The organism is Lactobacillus sp. PV034, assembly GCF_014522305.1.
Classification (GTDB): domain Bacteria; phylum Bacillota; class Bacilli; order Lactobacillales; family Lactobacillaceae; genus Lactobacillus.
In genome coordinates this window covers 1216888-1232482 of record NZ_CP041982.1, presented here as the reverse complement: position 1 = coordinate 1232482, position 15595 = coordinate 1216888, and the positions used below count along the sequence as shown (strand labels likewise).

The 15595-nt window shown below is 34.0% G+C and carries 12 protein-coding genes; 2 read left to right on the top strand and 10 right to left on the bottom strand.

What is annotated here, in order from left to right; genetic code table 11:
• Window positions 1–9: 9 nt before the first annotated feature.
• From FP432_RS06240 to FP432_RS06230, 3 genes are all read right to left on the bottom strand, one after another.
• Window positions 10–1569, bottom strand: coding sequence for a ClC family H(+)/Cl(-) exchange transporter (locus FP432_RS06240; RefSeq protein WP_265488459.1), 1560 nt, complete (start codon window positions 1567–1569; stop codon window positions 10–12).
• A gap of 244 nt (window positions 1570–1813) precedes the next feature.
• Complete coding sequence (locus FP432_RS06235; protein WP_265488457.1) at window positions 1814–2596, bottom strand: DUF4097 family beta strand repeat-containing protein; 783 nt, start codon at window positions 2594–2596, stop codon at window positions 1814–1816.
• A 16-nt stretch (window positions 2597–2612) separates the two neighbouring features.
• On the bottom strand, window positions 2613–3464 hold the full coding sequence (locus FP432_RS06230) for a hypothetical protein (RefSeq protein WP_265488456.1): 852 nt from the start codon (window positions 3462–3464) through the stop codon (window positions 2613–2615).
• Between the two features lie 332 nt (window positions 3465–3796).
• Between FP432_RS06230 and FP432_RS06225 the strand changes: the two genes are divergently transcribed.
• Window positions 3797–5068, top strand: a complete 1272-nt coding sequence (locus FP432_RS06225; RefSeq protein ID WP_265488455.1) for an MFS transporter — start codon at window positions 3797–3799, stop codon at window positions 5066–5068.
• Window positions 5069–5225: 157 nt separating this feature from the next.
• Here the strand turns inward: FP432_RS06225 and gndA are convergent, their stop codons facing one another.
• The 7 genes from gndA to rpmH form a co-directional block, all read right to left on the bottom strand.
• Complete coding sequence (gndA, locus tag FP432_RS06220) at window positions 5226–6614, bottom strand: NADP-dependent phosphogluconate dehydrogenase (RefSeq protein WP_265488454.1); 1389 nt, start codon at window positions 6612–6614, stop codon at window positions 5226–5228.
• Window positions 6615–6781: 167 nt separating this feature from the next.
• Window positions 6782–8584 carry a pyruvate oxidase gene (spxB, locus tag FP432_RS06215; protein WP_265488453.1) on the bottom strand — a complete coding sequence of 601 codons (1803 nt, stop codon included), beginning with the start codon at window positions 8582–8584 and terminating at the stop codon, window positions 6782–6784.
• A gap of 289 nt (window positions 8585–8873) precedes the next feature.
• Complete coding sequence (mnmG, locus tag FP432_RS06210; RefSeq protein ID WP_265488452.1) at window positions 8874–10799, bottom strand: tRNA uridine-5-carboxymethylaminomethyl(34) synthesis enzyme MnmG; 1926 nt, start codon at window positions 10797–10799, stop codon at window positions 8874–8876.
• Window positions 10800–10808: 9 nt separating this feature from the next.
• Complete coding sequence (gene mnmE / locus FP432_RS06205) at window positions 10809–12194, bottom strand: tRNA uridine-5-carboxymethylaminomethyl(34) synthesis GTPase MnmE (RefSeq protein ID WP_265488451.1); 1386 nt, start codon at window positions 12192–12194, stop codon at window positions 10809–10811.
• Window positions 12195–12298: 104 nt separating this feature from the next.
• Window positions 12299–13171 (bottom strand): membrane protein insertase YidC, encoded by an 873-nt coding sequence (locus tag FP432_RS06200; RefSeq protein WP_265488450.1) that lies wholly within the window; start codon window positions 13169–13171, stop codon window positions 12299–12301.
• A gap of 1 nt (window position 13172) precedes the next feature.
• Window positions 13173–13541: a ribonuclease P protein component gene (gene rnpA / locus FP432_RS06195; RefSeq protein WP_265488449.1), complete on the bottom strand. Its 369-nt coding sequence runs from the start codon at window positions 13539–13541 to the stop codon at window positions 13173–13175.
• A gap of 48 nt (window positions 13542–13589) precedes the next feature.
• The gene (rpmH, locus tag FP432_RS06190) at window positions 13590–13730 is read right to left on the bottom strand and encodes a 50S ribosomal protein L34 (RefSeq protein ID WP_117118249.1); all 141 of its coding nucleotides are present in this window, start codon (window positions 13728–13730) and stop codon (window positions 13590–13592) included.
• 480 nt (window positions 13731–14210) lie between these two features.
• Between rpmH and dnaA the strand changes: the two genes are divergently transcribed.
• Window positions 14211–15575 (top strand): chromosomal replication initiator protein DnaA, encoded by a 1365-nt coding sequence (dnaA, locus tag FP432_RS06185; protein ID WP_265488448.1) that lies wholly within the window; start codon window positions 14211–14213, stop codon window positions 15573–15575.
• Window positions 15576–15595 lie beyond the last annotated feature (20 nt).

The following is a 15595-nucleotide window of genomic DNA, read 5'->3' as shown; positions in this document are numbered from 1 at the left end:
TATTTTTAATTATCCGTCTAATTCAACACCTTGTAATTTCTTCATTGCATTATAAATTTTACCTCGTTCACCTTCATCTACCTCGATTACTAACATATCTCCAGCTTGAATGATTGTCTTTCCTACTGGAATTAAATCTTCACTGTTACGTCTAATCATACGGACCAAAGTATTTTCCGGCCACTTAATCTCAGCAATCTTTTTACCTACTAGCTTGCTATCTTCATAGACAGGTAACGTTATCTGGTCTTGTCTGCCAGTTCTTTCTTCATGATAATCGCCTGATTTTTCCATCAAGTTAGCCAATTGATCATAAATTGGATGGCCACCCATAAAGTCATCTACCAATAAGGCAATAAAGGCTACTACAGCTAGTGGCATTAATTGGAAAATTGAGCCAACCATTTCAGCAATTAATAAAATCGCTGTAAATGGAGCATGAATTACTGAAGCAAATGCACCAGCTAAAGAAAAGATAATCAAATTAATGATATAACGCTCGGGCAATAAACCTAATTGCGCCATAAAGGCGCCATAAGTTGCACCAATCACGGCTCCCAACGTTAAAACCGGCAAGAAGACACCACTTGGTACACCTGAATCGTAGGATACAATTGAAAATACCAACCGAATCAAATAGTAAATTCCTAACATCCCTACAACCGTCCATCCCAATGGCCCAATCATTTTGTTAAGTGCCATAATTAAGCGGCTACCTGATCCTGTAATAGCTGGCATATAGTAAGCAATTGGAATTAAAATTGCTAAAGGAATCAAGCTATATAACCAACTAGGCAAGAAAGTAATTTTAGCGTAAATCTTTTTGATACTAAATAAACCAACTTTATATAGGTGACCTAAAAGTCCAATTAATAAACCTAAAATTACTAAGTGCCAATATAAATTCAGCGGTAACATATGTCCATAATGTAGTGGTAAGGCTTCATGTTGACCAAACATATTTGATACCACAAAATTAGCTGAAATCGCACCTGCTAGTGCCGTCATCCAAACACGAGGTGCAAAATCACGAAAGACTGCTTCTAAAATAAACATACTCCCAGCTAAAGGTGCCCCAAAAGCAGCAGCTAGGCCACTAGCACCCCCACTAGCGAGTAACACTCTGGCATTAGTTTTAGATTGCTTAAACCCTTGAGCTACACCTTTACCAACCATTGCTCCCATCTGCAAAGATGGACCTTCTGGTCCAAGAAAAAGTCCCGAACCAATTGTTAAAATTCCACCAATAAACTTGCGCCACAAAGTTGGCCACCAATTCAAAGATAATTTACCAGCTAATTCTAACTTAACTTCTGGAATCCCAGAACCACCCACATGGGGATGTCTTTTTACTAGCAAACCAGATATCACACTAATTAAAATAAAACCAATAACAATTACTACGAACCAAACAGCATTCTCATGTGCATTTGAAAATACCTTTTGCCAACAATTTGTTACATATTCTAGCCCCCAGCGAAAGGCACCAACGACTGCACCAACTAGTGCACCGACAATAATTGATTGAAAAATAAGCTTCCAATATATAGCTGTAAGTGTTTTTTTCATAACTTAATCCATAACTTTTATTACTCTATTTTTGTACCCTTCATATTATAAGCCAAAATAAAAAACTCATAGAAAATTTCTTAATATAAACTATGAAACTAGGAGAATAATTTCGCTATTTTTATTGCATCTGAAAAGGCAGCCATTTAGGCTGCCTTTTTGTCTTATTACTAAATTTAATTTTTTGAGATATGCTGTTGATATTTTTCTAATCTTTTCAAAGCGTTACAATAGACCACTTACTTTAATCTACTGTGATATCACCATTTGAGTTATCAACTTTTAATGAATTAATTCTTGACTTCCCTTTTGAAAATGATTCTGATACATCCATATTTTTAAATCTATTTTGCCCTTTAGAATTCGAAAGGTCATATCTTGAAGCATTAGTATTTTTTACTACAATATCACCATTTAAACTTGATAATTCAAATCCTAATTGTGAAGTAAGATTTGAAATATTAATATCGCCATTTGAACTTGAAATTGAACCCTTTTTAGCATTAAGGTGTTCTACTACGATATCACCATTTGAGCTTGATAAGTCAAATCCTAATTGTGAAGTAAGATTAGAGATATTAACATCGCCATTTGAACTTGAAATTGAACCCTTTTGGGTATTAATTTGTTCTACAGTTACGTTTCCATTTGATGAATTAATTGAAAAACTTTGTAAGTAATCTTTTGGCAGAGTAATAGTGATATTATAATTCTTTTTTGAGAAGAAATTAAAAGCAAAATGACGAGAAGAAGAAATCTCTAAACATTTATTTTTAACTTGCACTGTTGGGGCATATTTTTGAGGGCCATCATAATTTACCTTTAGTTTGTTCCCGACTTTAACATAAACATTATCATTAATACTAGAAATTGATACTTGGTTAATCACTTGGGAAGGCAGACTAGTAATTGTAGTGTTCTTAGATTGGTAATTTGCAGCAGAAACATTTTGAATCGCTATACCACCACTGAACAAAGTTAAAACAATTGCAATTGATGATAAGAAAATTTTTTCAGAAATAAACATAACAAATACTCCCTTTTTAAATATAAGCAATCACAGTACTTCCAGCATGATCTATTAATTTATTGACTATTTCTTTAAATTTATTAATTGTAGCAATTGAATCAATATTATGTAAATTTATAATTTTCTCCTGTTCAGCTTGCATATTTGCAAAAGACGAAATGCTTTTTTCTACTCCATCAAATAATAAATTTTGATGAAAATACAAATTATGAATAATATCTTTTAAAGTAGCTACACTTAAATTTGATAGAGTTACAAATATTTTATTTATATTTTCTTCAATTACTTTTGTATCTTGAATACTACACGAAGTTAATAATTGTATATAAATGCCTGATTTTCTAAAAATTGGAATAGCTTGAAAAAAGTATAGTTCAGGTACAAAATGTTGCATTTGAGATAATAATGAATATTTTCCTGAATTTAAAATAGAAAATAACATACTTAAAGCTAAGATTTTATTTTCATTTAGTGGCTTATGACAAATTTTAAATATAGTAGATAATTGAGCAAGTTCTTTATTTTTCTGATTCCCAATTATTATTTTTTCTAAAGAAAGAGATTGTGATTCAGATGAATTAATTATTAACGAAGAAAATGTTGCTTTTCTTAAGTTATATCTATTTAAAATGGATTTAATTTGATATAAGGAATGCTTATTCCCAGCAATTAATATAGAAATATTTTCTTTTACTAAGTGAGTATTAAGAAATTTACGAACATCTTGCATCGAAAAATTTGAAATATCGGTTATACTGCCTAATACTTCATCATCAAATAAATTAGAACTTTTAAAGGAACAATTTCTCGCAATATTAGCAAATTTTTCTAGTCTACTATTTCCATATTGCTTAATTTCTTGCACTATTACAGCTTTTTCCGCTATGATTATTAATTAAGATAATATACTTTTACCAAGTTCCAATATATGGAGCTGGTCCATTACGATGTCCCATTTACATAAGTCTCCTATTTATGATAACAATCTCCTAATATAAATTTATAAATTAAATAACTTAACTTTCTCCCATTTCTAATACCTCCAAACATTTAAACTTGATAGTCTTAGTATATTTAAGAAAATATAAGAGAAATAAAATAGTCGTATTTGAATTTTGCTTTCAAATACGACTATTTCGATGTTTTCATTATAAAGCAGATATTATGTGTTTAACATCAAAAAGGAAGTTAAACATTATGAATGTATTTTTAAAAAATAAAGATTACCGCAGACTATCAATCGCTAATTTCTTATCTAGTGCCGGAGATATTCTTTTTTATTTGGCATTTATGACTTACGCAAGTAAATTAAAGAATTATTCCCTAGCACTATCATTAATTGCAATTTCAGAATCTATTCCTAGATTATTTGATATTTTTGGTGGCTATTTAGCTGATAAAACACACAATAAATTCAAAAATATCTTCTTAATGGCTGTCGTTAGATTCATTCTTTATGGACTAGTAGGAATATTATTCGTTACGAATATATCTCAATGGAGCCTAGTAATTGCTGTAGTTATTATTAATTTTATTTCTGATACAGTTGGTGCTTATTCGGGTGGACTCAATGTTCCTTTAATCGTAGAAGTAGTTGGCCAAGAAGAATTTGCAGAAGCTGAGGGTTTTACCAATGGGATCAGTCAAGTTATTACTACTGTGGCTCAATTTATTGGATCAGGCTTGTTACTTTTTCTGTCTTACTCTAATCTAGCATTCGTTAATGCATTTACATTTTTATTTGCAGGCTTTTTATACGCTAGTGTAGGACTTCGTCGTAAAAAAGAAATAAGCTTCCAAGATGCACAAGAAGTAAATGAGCAAAAATTTTGGGCTACAATGAAGTCTTCATATATTCAAATAAGAAAATCTTCAGGCTTATTATCGGTAGTTTTAGTAATTGCACTTCTTAATGGAGCTTTATCTGCCATCGGTTCATTATTACCAATAGTAATGGCCGCTCATCGTTCAACTATGCTTATTTCTACTTATAGTTTCACTCTCGCATTAATTGGACTAATAGTAAGTGCTGGTGCGATCTTGGGTAGTACTCTTGGACTACAATTATTTAAAAAGCAGACAGTATTTTTTATGGTTCTTATAGCAATTGCTTTAAGTGTAATGACTACAGTAGCTGGTTTATTTGCTAATATTCTTATAATTTTGCCTTTTTACTTTTTATTAGCTGCAGTTGTAAGTATTGCTTCCCTAAAAATGCAACAATGGTTAGTTACTACAATTGATCAGAAGATTTTAGCTTCAAGTGTGGGCCTGCTTAATACAATTGTTATGGCTACAGCACCAGTAATGACTACAATATTAACAACCATTTCCGGTTCAACTAATGTTAAATATGCATTACTTACACTGTTAGTAGTTGAAATTATTATTTTATTCGTAGCTATTAAATTATATGCTAAAGATAAAGTAAATGTTGAAGTTAAAGTACCCACTGTAATTAATGACTAACTTGTAATATTAATTTTTAACTTTAAAAAATATTAAATTAAAAGCCATATATCAACTCAATATCGACATATGGCTTTTAATTAGCAGCTCATAAATGATATATCCTAAATTCAGACTCTATCTCATTATGAGTTTTTCATTGTTTCGTGTGAAATAATTATTTTTCTTCATACCATTCAGTATGGAAAGTACCTGGACGATCATTTCTTTGGTAAGTATGAGCACCAAAGTAATCACGTTGTGCTTGAAGTAAGTTTTGTGGCAAGTTTGGATTGAAAATTGATTCTAAGTAATTCAACGCTGCACTTAAAGTTGGGGTTGGAATGCCAGCATCAGTAGCTAATTTGATGATATCACGTAAAGCACCAATATCTTCCTTCTTCACTTTATCAAAGAATGGAGCTTTAAAGAGATTTTGCAAGTTTTCGTCAGCACGGTAAGCAGACTTAATATCTTGTAACATTTCTGAACGAATGATACATCCAGCTTCCCAGTTTTGAGCAATTGTATCGTAGTGAAGGCCCCAACTGTAAGTCTTAGCAGCTGCAGTCATTTGTTCAAAACCTTGAGCATAAGAAACAGCGGTAGCTAAGTAAAGAGCTTTGCCCAACTTTTCAACTAAATCCTTAGGTGCCTTTTCAGGAACAGTAGCTAGTTCAGGATCATCTCTAAAAGTTGCTTTTGACATGAAACGCGCCATAACAGCTTCAGCAATTACAGTAATTGGAACACCCAATTTAATTGCATCTTCGAGCATCCAGTTACCAGTTCCCTTGTAAGATGCTTCATTTAAAATGTGATCAACTACATAGCCGGAAGTTAAATCATCTTTTTGTTTCAAAACTTTAGCAGTAATTTCAATCAAGTAACTCTTAAGAGCACTTTCATCCCACTTGGCAAAAATATCACTCATTTCTTCATTTGAGTATTTACCAATGGTACGCAAGATGTCATACACTTCAACAATGATTTGCATAATACCATATTCAATACCATTGTGAACCATCTTGACATAGTGTCCACTACCTTCAGGCCCAATGTAACCAACACAAGCTTGGCCAGTTGGAGTTTTGGCAGCCATTGCTTCCAAAATAGGAGCTACTTCTTTATAAGCTTCTTCATCTCCACCTGGCATTAAAGCTGGACCGTTAAGAGCACCTTCTTCACCACCAGATACACCCATACCGATAAAGTGAATTCCCTTTGATTCTAATTCACGTGAACGACGAACAGTATCGTGGAAATTAGAGTTACCCCCATCAATGATAATGTCACCCTTATCAAGCAAAGGAATAAGTCTTTGAATAACTTCATCAACTGGTGCGCCTGCCATAATTTGTACTAAAATTTTGCGTGGACGTTCTAAAGAATTTACAAAGTCTTCTAAAGTATAAGTAGGTTTAAGGTCTTTATCTTCATATTTTGCTAAAGCATCAACTTCAGGCTTATCAATTGAATAGCCTGCGACAGAAAAGCCATGATTCTTTGCATTAAGAGCTAGGTTCTTTCCCATAACTGAAAGACCAATAACACCAAATTGTTGCATAATTGCGCCTCCATAATCTTAATATCTCTAGTTATATAGTATAACCGTTTTTTTCTTAAAATTTATTAACTTTTTACTTACTTTTAGTTATTAATAAATCATAATAAAAAGCCTGTCTCAATTCAAGAGACAGACTTTTTAAATCAATATTTTTTAACTATTTATTCTTAGTGTCTTGAGGCACCGCTTGAAGTATCAACAGATTCTTCTTTTTCATCTTTATCATCATGTTCAGAAGCACCAGTTTCAGCATCAAGATCTACGCCATACTTTTCAGCAAAGTAGCTAAATGGCTTCAAAGCTTGAGCTTGATACTTTTGAACGAATTCTGGATTATCTAAATCATTCAATTCAGTTGAGTAAGGCATATTGTGAGTGAACTTAATGTCAATTAACATTGGTCCATCCATCTTCTTAAATTTCTTAACTGCATCTTCGAATTCTTTCTTAGTACGAACAGTTATACCCTTAACATTCATACCTTCAGCAGCTTTTGCCCAGTCATTGTCTGGAAGTAAGACACCTGATAATGGTTGGTGAGATTCATCTTCTTGTTCAGCTTGAATGTAACCCAAAGTTTCATTAGTAAATACGATGTTCAAAACATGCATGTTGTAACGAGCTTGGGTAAGCAATTCTTGGTTCATCATGGCAAAACCACCATCACCAGCTAATTGCCATACTTCACGATCAGGATAGGCAGTAGCTGCGGCTAAAGAAGCTGGAGAACCAAATCCCATTGTTGCATACAAACCAGAAGTTGCCCACTTTTGTTTATCATGCAAGTTCATTAAACGATCAAAATCGATATTTACATTACCAACATCAATAGCAAAAATAGCATCATCATCAGCATATTTGTTAATAATATCAAAGATTGGTTCAGGTCTTACTGGCATTTGATCAGAATCTTTAAAGCTATCTTGCCATTCATTCCAGTTCTTACGGTCAGCTAAGGCAGCTTTGTAAAGTGGTGATTCTTCTCTTTCATCCCCACCTTCAATCAAAGCTCTTAAAGTCTTCTTTGCATCAGCTAAAATTGGCACATCGACCTTGTGACGTTTACCTAATTTTTCTGAATCAGTATCAACTTGAATTACTTTAGCATTTGGATTGAAGAAGAAAAGTGAGAATGGTGAGTTATTACCAACCCACACAACCAAATCAGCATGAGTTTGAATATCATCACTTGGCTTTGGTGCAACACGTCCAATTGAACCCATATATGCTGGGAACTCATCTGGCACAATTCCTTTACCAAGAACAGATGACATTAATGGCATCTTAAACTTATCAGAAAATTCTTCTAATTCCTTGCGTGCATGTTTTGCACCTAAACCAAAGTAAACTACTGGGTTCTTAGCTTCTTTAATTAATTTAACAGCTTCTTCAATTGATTCTTTCTTAGGATCTGGTGTATTTACACGGTGAGCATTTGCATTTACACGGAAATTATCTTCAATTTTATCCCAACCAAAGTCCTTAGGTACAATAATTACAGCAGGACCCTTCTTAGCATAAGCTTGACGAATAGCTTCATCCATTAATACTGGAAGCTGTTCCTTAGTTTTAGCTTCACGATTCCAAACCGCTACTGGTTCAAACCACGGCTTTTCATCAAAGGCTTGGAAGAAATCTATTTCTTGACGATTCATTGGCACATTAGCAACAATCGCTACCATAGGCACCTTATCGTATTTTGCATCATAAAGACCATTCATTAAGTGAACGGCACCAGGACCTGCTGAGCCAAAGCAGACAGCAAGCTTACCAGTATATTTATATTCAGCTGAAGCTGCTAGAGCACCAGCTTCTTCATGACGAACTTCAATAAACTTAATCTTATCTTTCCAATCATGAATAGCATTCATCCCTGAATCAAAAGAACCACCAGGGAAACCATAAATGTGATCAATACCCCAATCATAAATTACTTGGAACATAGCATCAGCACTATTAATTTTTGCCATTTTAAAGCATCTCCTTATTTCCATTTTCTTTACACTCATTATTAAAGCACTTTCATTCACAAAGTAAAAGCGTTTGCATTTGTGATATAGCAATATTTTTTCAACTAAAAGATAATTTTTTTCACAATTATTATAATTAATCCGGGTAAACTTTGCCGGAACTCGCCATTTTTAGTTGTGATTAATTGATCATGAAGACGTCTTTTAGCTTGAAAAAATTTGGTTTACAACAAAAAAGAGCAAGTAAAATTTAAATTCTACTTGCTCTCTTTTCAAATTGTTATTTATCTTAATTTTTCTTATCTTCAGGACGATAGCCTGGTAATTTAGCTATTCTTCCTTGTTGAATATAAGCTGTTAAAATAGCTAAGTCAGCTGGATTAACTCCTGAAATTCTTTCAGCTTGTGCAATTGATTCTGGACGAATTTTTTCAAATTTTTGACGAGCTTCAGTTGCCAAACTAGAAATTGCAGAATAATCAATTCCTTCAGGAATTTTCTTAGATTCTAAACGGTGGAGACGTTCAACTAACTTTTGTTCTTTCTTGATGTAGCCTTCATATTTAAGGGCAATTTCAACTTGTTCTTTGACATAGCGGTCTTCAGCAAGTTGTTCACCAATAATCTTTTCAATTGCATCAAAAGTAACTCTTGGACGCTTCAAAAAGTCAGCAGCGGTCACACCAGCATTTAACTTATCTTGGTTAATGCTTGCTAAATATTCTTGAACTTCATCAGTTGGATGAATCTTAACTTGGTGCATTTTCTTTAAAGTAGCCTCAATTGCCGCACGCTTTTCAACAAATTTTTCATAACGATCATCATCAATTAAGCCCAAATCATGACCCTTTTCAGTTAAACGCAGGTCAGCATTATCATTACGTAAGAGTAATCTATATTCAGCACGTGAGGTTAACAAACGATATGGTTCATTAGTTCCCTTAGTAACCAAATCATCAATCAAGACACCGATATAAGCTTCATCACGATCTAAAGTAAAACCAGGTTTATTTTCTGCACTTAAGGCGGCATTAATTCCAGCAATTAACCCTTGACCAGCTGCTTCTTCATAACCTGAAGTTCCGTTCATTTGACCTGCTGTAAATAAGCCTTTGATATTCTTGGTTTCAAGGGTGTGCTTAAGTTGCCATGGTTCAATTACATCATATTCAATTGCATAGCCCGGACGCATTAATTCAGCGTTTTCTAACCCAACAACTGAGTGCAACATCTTTAACTGAACTTCTTCTGGCATGGAAGTTGAAAAATCACCTACATAAACCTCTTTGGTATTACGACCTTCTGGCTCCAAGAAAATTTGGTGACGATCTTTATCCGCAAAACGGACGATCTTATCTTCAATTGAAGGGCAATAACGTGGGCCTACTCCCTTAATTACACCAGAAAACATTGGTGCCCGATCCAAATTTTCACGAATAATTTCATGAGTTGTTGGATTAGTATAAGTCATGTAACAAGACATTTGTTCTTCTACTGGAATATAGTCTTCATCTTTACTGGTGTAAGAGAAGTGACGTGGTTCCTCATCTCCTGGCTCTTCTTCAGTCTTTGAATAATCAATAGTATTTCCATCCACACGAGGTGGGGTTCCAGTCTTAAATCTTCTTAGCTTAAAGCCTAATTCTTCTAAATTTTCTGAAAGTTTAATTGAAGGAATAGAGTTATTGGGACCAGATGAATAAGAAAGTTCCCCAATAATAATCTTTCCACGCGCTGCAGTACCAGTAGTTAAAACTACACTTTTAGCTAAGTAACGCGCACCCGTATTGGTGATTACCCCCTTGCATACGCCATCTTCAACAATTAACTCATTCGCAATACCTTGTCTTAAAGTCAAATTAGGTGTGTTTTCAATTACATCCTTCATGTGTTCATGGTATTGCCACTTATCTGCCTGTGCTCTCAATGCACGCACAGCAGGTCCTTTCCCTGTGTTAAGCATTCTCAGTTGTACGTAGGTAGCGTCAATATTTTTACCCATTTGACCACCCAGGGCATCAATTTCACGTACTACTGTTCCTTTAGCCGGTCCTCCCACTGATGGATTACATGGCATAAAAGCAACCATATCCAAGTTAATTGTCAATAAGAGAGTTTTTTGGCCCATATGAGCTGCTGCTAAAGCTGCTTCACTGCCTGCATGTCCAGCTCCAACTACAATTACATCATATTCTTTTGAATCATAAGTTTTCATTTTATACTCCTATTTTCCAAGACAGAATTGACTAAATAGTTCTGTAATTAATTCATCAGGTGCACTTTCACCTGTAATTTCACCTAGTTCATCCCACGCATTAGTTAAATCTATCTGAACTAGATCTAATGGCATATTATTATCTACTCCATTAATTACTTCTTGTAAAGATTGTTTTGCTTTAGTTAAAAGGGATGCTTGGCGTTGATTAGTAACCATTACTTCATTAGCTTTATTTTCAATTCCACTAAAGAATAATTGCTCAATTGCACTTTCCAGTTGATCCATATTTTCATTTTGCAAAATTGAGATTTCAATAACTGGATCATCTGAAATAGCTTCAATCATTTCCCGGGAAATTTTGACTCCTAAATCATTTTTATTCAAGACAATAATACGTTTTTTATGCTTAGTGAGCTCTAACAGGGTTTTATCTTCTTCAGAAAGTTCACGACTAGCATCTAATAAAAGTAAAATCAGATCAGCTTCATCAACAGCCTTTTTAGATCGTTCGACACCAATTTTTTCTACCTTATCATCAGTCTGATGAATTCCAGCTGTATCAATCAATTTTAAAGGAATCCCCTTGATAGAAACATATTCTTCCAGAGTATCTCGTGTAGTTCCTGCCACATCAGTAACAATGGCTTTTTCTTCTTGTGATAAATAGTTAAGTAATGATGATTTTCCAACATTTGGTCGCCCAACAATTGCTGTAGCCAAGCCAGAACGTATAATTTTTCCTTCTTTCGCAGTTTCAAGTAAATGATCGATTTTTTTAGATACTGAAATAGCTTTTTGCTTCATTTCCTGACCAGTCATATCATCCATATCATATTCTGGATAATCAATATTCACTTCTTCCTGTGCCATTGTATTAAGTAATTCCTGACGCAAATTTTTTATTTGTGTCATTAGACCACCTTCAAGCTGATTCATTGCAACCGAACGAGCTTTATCAGTTTTTGCTCGCACCATATCCATCACAGACTCTGCCTGCGTTAAATCGATCCTTCCATTCATAAAAGCCCGGCGTGTAAACTCTCCAGGATCTGCCATGCGCGCTCCATTAGCCAATAACAACTGCAAAATTTCGTTTGTTACAACCATTCCACCGTGACAAGAAATTTCCACAGTGTTTTCTCTTGTAAAAGTTTTGGGAGCCAACATCACTGTAGCCATTACTTCATCAATCACTTCATTTGATTGAGGATCAACAATATGTCCGTAATGAATTGTATGAGTGGGAACTTTGGCTAAATCTGCACCCTTAAAAACGTTATTTGCAATTTTTACAGCTTCTTCACCTGATAGACGAACGATTGATATGCCTCCTTCACCAATTGGCGTAGAAATTGCTGCGATAGTATCAAACTGAGTTAAAACTTGTGCCATTTTTATCACCTTAACTATTTTTTAAATAAAAAAAGCGCTAATTCCATCAATAAAAATAATGATGGATAAAGCACTTTCACTACTTTATCTATAAACTTAGATAATTATTTAGTTCTCTTGCGACCTAATCGTTTATAAGTCTTTCTAATACGACGTTGACGTTCTCTTTCCTGTTCTTTTTTTGCTTCCATTTCACGTTGGTATTTAAATGGATTTTGAAGAAAGAAAGTTTGAACAACTTGGAATAAGTTAGAAATAACCCAATACAGAGCAATTGCTGATTGGATTCCAACGGCTGAAATACCAATAATAACTGGCATTACATAAGTCATTGATTTTGTCATACCATTTTGTGATGATTTTGGTTGCGACAATTGACTAATATAAGAAGACAGAAACGTAAATACAGCTGCCAATACCGGCATTACAAAGAATGGATCGGGATGACCTAAATCCATCCAAAGAAATTTACCATTCATCAATTCTGGAGTTCTATAAATAGTTTGATATAAAGCCCACATAATTGGAAGTTGAATCAATAATGGTAAACATCCTACATACGGATTTACTCCAGCTTCTTTATAGAGTTTACTAGTTTCTTCTTGGAGTTTCTGACGAGACTCCATATCTTTACCATTATATTTTTTACGCAAAGCCTCCATTTGAGGTTGTACTTGCTGTTGTTTAGCCATACTTTTAATCGAAATGGCATTCAATGGTAATAAAAGAATTCTAATAATCAGAGTAAAAATTACAATTGCCCAACCATATGAATTGTTTACTAAGTTAGCAATCCAAAGAATAAATTGTGATAGATAGTAAATAACATATCTACTCCACCAACTTCCACTGGTGTGAGAAACTGGTTGAACATGACCTGTATTAGTAGCACATCCACTTAAGGTTAAGACTAATATAGCCATTCCAAGAATTAATACTAACCTTTTGAAATTCTTTTTAGTTAAAAGGTTTTTCACTCTATTTTTCCTCTGTTTCCGTCATTTTAATCGTTAAGATATGTGCCAAATTCATCACATGCTCAAGATTCTTTTTTGTTTGTTCCATATTAAAATCACGAGCATAGGGCCGAGCAATTACTAAAAAATCTAAATCAGGTTTTATAGTAGGTTTTATTTCTGTAAGAACAGCGCGAATATATCTTTTAAGCCGATTTCGAGCAACAGCAGTATGTCCTACCTTCTTTCCAACCGAAATGCCAACACGAAAATGTTTTTGACCTTCCTTAGGTAGTGTATATAGAACAAAAGCTCGATTTGCCATCGATTCGCCCTTTTCAAAAACTGTTTGAAAATCTTTTTCGGATTTAACTCGATAGGATTTTCTCAAAATAAATCATCCTAACTTAGATAAAAAAAACCACTGGGTTTCAGTGGTTTAAGCAGATAAAACTTTTCTACCTTTTTTACGGCGTCTTGCTAAAACCTTACGGCCATTTGAAGTAGCCATACGCTTCATGAAACCGTGAACACGTGAACGGTGACGTTTCTTAGGTTGGTAAGTTCTTTTAGTGGTCATTTATTTGCACCTCCGTTTTCCGTTTTTAGTACTTTACGCACAATTTACTAAAAAGAATACCATAGTTTTTTTAAAAAACCAAGACGTTCTATAGGAAAAAAGACTCAAGATAAAATTTTTTATCTTTTTATTTTTGTGGATATCTTGAGCATGAAAAAATCACAAAACTCTTTTCAACAGGGTAATACCCAAATTTATGCACAATTAACATCGTGTGAAAAAGTTAATTCACAGCCTGTGGAAATAATTTTTTAAAAGTGACTTAATCCCTTTCAAATAAAGAAAACTTTTTCCACAAATATGTTGTGTATAACTATATTTTTTTGTATTACTTTATTTTATCTGTGCATTTCTCAAAAAAATTTTCCACATACTTGTTAATTTGTTATTTTCATTTTTCACCTTGTGGAAAACTATTATAAAAAATGCTAAACTTATTTTGCTTTATTATTTGATTCATCCGTTATTGGAGGTATTTTTTTGTTTGATTTAGATAAATTTTGGCAATTTTTTAATTCAGAGATGAAATCTCGCTATAGTGAAGTTGCCTACAATGCTTGGTTTAAAAACACAAAGCCTCTTTCTTTTAATAAAAATACCAAAGAAATAGTAATTTCAGTTGAATCACCAGTTTCCAAGGGTTATTGGGAAAAAAATCTTGCTTCCCAATTAGTACAAGAGGCCTATGCTTATGCTGATATGGAAATTTCCCCTGTATTTGAAGTTGCAGGTACAAAGAGTCCAGAAAGACTAGTTACTCCTTCAATCCCTAAACCGGTGCCTCACAGTACTTCACCAGAGCAACCTGATGAATTTACAAAGGATCTGCAACTGAATAGTAACTACACATTTGATACTTTTGTTCAAGGCGAAGGCAACAAGCTTGCGGCAGGAGCTGCTCTGGCAGTAGCCGATAATCCTGGTAGCTTTTATAATCCTTTATTCATTTTTGGAGGAGTTGGTCTTGGTAAAACACACCTCATGCAAGCCATTGGTCATCAAATGCTTGCTGAAAAGCCAAACGCTAAAGTTGTTTACATTCAAAGTGAGACCTTTGTCAACGACTTCATCAACTCCATAAAAAATAAGACCCAAGATTCATTTCGCGAAAAATATCGAACCTGTGATCTTTTACTAGTGGACGATATTCAATTTTTTGCAAAAAAAGAAGGAATTCAAGAAGAATTCTTCCATACATTTGAAACTCTTTATAACGATCAAAAACAAATCGTTATGACTAGTGATCGTCTCCCCAATGAAATTCCTGCTTTGTCTGAAAGATTAGTTTCGCGTTTTACTTGGGGGCTTCAAGTTGAAATTACCCCACCAGATTTAGAAACCAGAATCGCTATCTTACGAAAGAGGGCTGAAGCTGATGGACTTTCCATCGACGATAATACATTGGACTATATTGCCTCTCAAGTTGATACCAATATCCGGGAACTGGAAGGTGCGCTTGTAAAAGTTCAGGCACATGCAACCATCGAAAAAGAGGACATTAATATCGATTTAGCTAAAGAAGCTTTAGCTGATTTAAAATTAGTACAAAAAAATCGTGGTCTCCAAGTTTCTAAGATTCAAGAAGTTGTTGCTAACTATTTCCAAACTTCTACTACAGAGTTAAAGGGTAAAAAGCGTGTCAAGCAAATCGTTATTCCACGTCAAATCGCTATGTATTTATCACGTGAATTGACAGATTCAAGTTTGCCAAAAATTGGACAAGAATTTGGCGGAAAAGATCACACAACAGTTATGCATGCTTGCGATAAAATTAGTCGTGCCCTAAAAACTGATGCTGAAATTAAATCTGCTGTGTATGATTTAAGAGCAATGTTAGATCACTAAGAAGTTAATAACATGTGGAT

What these genes read in the sequence shown, in the direction of transcription:
- FP432_RS06240 (WP_265488459.1), bottom strand. Translation starts at nt 1,569, where the DNA reads ATGAAAAAAACACTTACAGCTATATATTGGAAGCTTATTTTTCAATCA.
- FP432_RS06235 (WP_265488457.1), bottom strand. Translation starts at nt 2,596, where the DNA reads ATGTTTATTTCTGAAAAAATTTTCTTATCATCAATTGCAATTGTTTTA.
- FP432_RS06225 (WP_265488455.1), top strand. Translation starts at nt 3,797, where the DNA reads ATGAATGTATTTTTAAAAAATAAAGATTACCGCAGACTATCAATCGCT.
- gndA (WP_265488454.1), bottom strand. Translation starts at nt 6,614, where the DNA reads ATGCAACAATTTGGTGTTATTGGTCTTTCAGTTATGGGAAAGAACCTA.
- spxB (WP_265488453.1), bottom strand. Translation starts at nt 8,584, where the DNA reads ATGGCAAAAATTAATAGTGCTGATGCTATGTTCCAAGTAATTTATGAT.
- mnmG (WP_265488452.1), bottom strand. Translation starts at nt 10,799, where the DNA reads ATGAAAACTTATGATTCAAAAGAATATGATGTAATTGTAGTTGGAGCT.
- mnmE (WP_265488451.1), bottom strand. Translation starts at nt 12,194, where the DNA reads ATGGCACAAGTTTTAACTCAGTTTGATACTATCGCAGCAATTTCTACG.
- rpmH (WP_117118249.1), bottom strand. Translation starts at nt 13,730, where the DNA reads ATGACCACTAAAAGAACTTACCAACCTAAGAAACGTCACCGTTCACGT.